Source organism: Longimicrobiaceae bacterium (assembly GCA_035936415.1).
Classification (GTDB): Bacteria; Gemmatimonadota; Gemmatimonadetes; order Longimicrobiales; family Longimicrobiaceae; genus JAFAYN01.
Genome location: DASYWD010000146.1, coordinates 1 through 2,288, shown reverse-complemented (window position 1 = coordinate 2,288; position 2,288 = coordinate 1). Strand labels below are relative to the sequence as shown.

The 2,288-nt window shown below is 76.4% G+C and carries 2 protein-coding genes; both read right to left on the bottom strand.

Annotated elements, in window-relative coordinates; translation table 11 throughout:
* Positions 1 to 999 (bottom strand): glycosyltransferase family 2 protein (locus VGR37_05715; protein ID HEV2146875.1); only part of this gene is annotated, 999 nt, incomplete at its 3' end.
* Positions 996 to 2,105, bottom strand: coding sequence for a hypothetical protein (locus VGR37_05710; GenBank protein ID HEV2146874.1), 1,110 nt, complete (start codon positions 2,103 to 2,105; stop codon positions 996 to 998). The genes VGR37_05710 and VGR37_05715, both read right to left, overlap by 4 nt.
* Positions 2,106 to 2,288 lie beyond the last annotated feature (183 nt).

Sequence of the window (2,288 nt, the reverse complement as noted above, 5' to 3'; positions counted from 1 at the left end):
GCGGAAGCGCGCGGCCAGCAGCGCACGCGCCGCCGCCCCGGCGGCGACGCCCGCCAGGGAGGGTGCCAGGAGCGCATCCGCCCCGGCGAGCGCGGCTGCGAGGGCGGCGTACGGGAGCAGGAAGACGCCGCCATAGAGGGCGAGGACCCCGGCCAGGGCGGCGGGGTGCCCCCCGATCCCCTCGTACAGGTTCTTGGAGAACCCCTCCCACAGCGGGCGCCACCCGTCGTACATCCGCACGGTCGCCATGCGGTGTCCGTCCGCGAAGACCACGCGGCCGCCCGTCTCCTTGACCCGCCTGCAGAACGCCACGTCGTCCACCACCTCGGCGCGCACCGCGGCCCAGCCGCCCGCCGCCTCGTACGCCGCCCGCCGGACGGCCAGGATCTGCCCGTTCGCCACCAGGAAGCGGGGGTCGCGGGAGCGCCACACCAGCGGGAGCGGGAGCCAGGAGAGGTAGGTGAGGTGCAGCAGGGGGATCACCAGCCGCTCCCCGAAGCTGCCGACCACGTGCCGGGGCGCCGCGGTCACCACGTCGGCCCGCATCCCCTCCAGCAGCGAGCCCACGCGCGCCAGGCACTCCGCCGAGGCGACGGTGTCCGCGTCCAGGAAGACGAGCACGTCGCCCGCGGCCTCCCGCGCGAGCCGGTGGCAGGCGTGCGGCTTCCCCACCCACCCCGCGGGGAGCGGACCGCCCGCGACCAGCCGCACCCGCCCGTCCTCCGCCGCGATCCGCGCGACGATGGCTCCGGTCCCGTCGGTGGAGCCGTCGTCGTACACCAGCACCTCGTCCGGCGCCTGCGTGCCGGCGAGGGCCGCGCGGACGCAGCGCTCGATCCGCTCCGCCTCGTCGCGCGCGGGGACGCAGACCGAGACCCGCCCCCGGATGCGTCCCGCGGCGCTCCCCCGCGGCCAGGCGAGCAGGTTGAAGGCGACGGTCCCCAGCACCAGCGCGCCGGGGAGGGCGAGGAGCGCCCAGGCGGCCCAGTGCCCGCTCACCCCCGCCCCCCCGCCAGCGCGTGCCGCAGGAGGCGCGCGGCGCGGCGGCGGCGCGGGCCGGTGAAGAGCGGGAGCCAGAGCGAGTTCGCTCCTCCCACCCGGTGCACGCGCATCCGCACGAGTGGGCGGTGCAGCGGCAGGTCCACCCGGTCCGGCACGCACAGCTCGCCCCATCCCAGGGCGCTCTCCCCTCCGGCGACGGTCCCCTCGGAGAGGAGGCGGAGATAGAAGGGCCCCACATCGGCGAGGGCGCGGTGGCGCACCTCCAGCCATCTCTCGCCGCCGGCCCAAAGCCGGATCCACTCCGCCCAGCGGAGCCCCGCGAAGCTGCGGCGCTCCGGGCCCGTCTCCACGTCGAGGGCCGGGACTTCCTCGGTGGACCCGTCCGCGTGGAGCACGACGCCCAGGCACTCCGGCGCGCCTCCCCCCCGCGGCCAGAGGAGGTAGTAGACCGCCTCGCGCCCCTCCAGCGGGAAGCGCCCCCACATCCACCGCTCGATCCCCAGTGCGTGGAGGGGGACGCTCCCGCCGTTGCGGTCGTGGTACGCGCGCCCGCTCACCCGCGCCACCTCCCGGCCGCCGAGGCGGAGCACCGCCGTCCCCTCCGCCGGGCCGGTGAGCGGGGTCCACAGGTGCGGCGCGTCATCGGAGGACGGCTCCTCCGGAGAGATCCGGGCGACGCCCTGGACGCGTACCCTCCCGGTGAGGCGCTTCGACGAGCCGGGGACGGGGCAGTCCAGGTCGGCATCCAGCGAGCAGCGCCCGTCGGCGGCGGTGCGGAGGAAGCGGCACCGCCCGATCCGCTGCGCGCCGTCCGCGTCGGCCCAGGACGCTTCGGCGGCGGGGTACTCCTGGAGGAGGTAGACCGTGGGGACGCCGCGGGAGTACGCCACCACGTTGACGCTGGGGCGGTCGGCGGGGAGCTGGGGGGCGCCGCGCCGCGAAGCGTCGGCGTAGCCGGGGAGGAAGGGGAGCCCGAACGACCAGATCAGCACCACGCCGTCCCCGTCCGGCGTGACGAGGTCCGCGTACCACCAGGCGAACCCCCCCGGCGCGCGGAGGAGCGCGGGGTCCATCTCCCGGCTCGTGCTTCCGATCTGGATCATGGTTCCGGCTGCGGGTTTACCCGTCCGTGTCCAACCGATATATAGTTGTCGTCCAGGGTTTGTGCAATCTCAGCCGACCGGCTCCCCCCTCAGCGCGCCCCTCGATGCTCGACGCTCTCGTCCTCGGCAAGGGTCCTGCCGGGCTGGCCGCCGCCGCCGCGCTCGGCGGGCGCGGGCTGCGCG

Bases quoted from the DNA above. Each gene is read 5' to 3' on its own strand.
- VGR37_05710 (HEV2146874.1), bottom strand. From the start codon at position 2,105: ATGATCCAGATCGGAAGCACGAGCCGGGAGATGGACCCCGCGCTCCTC.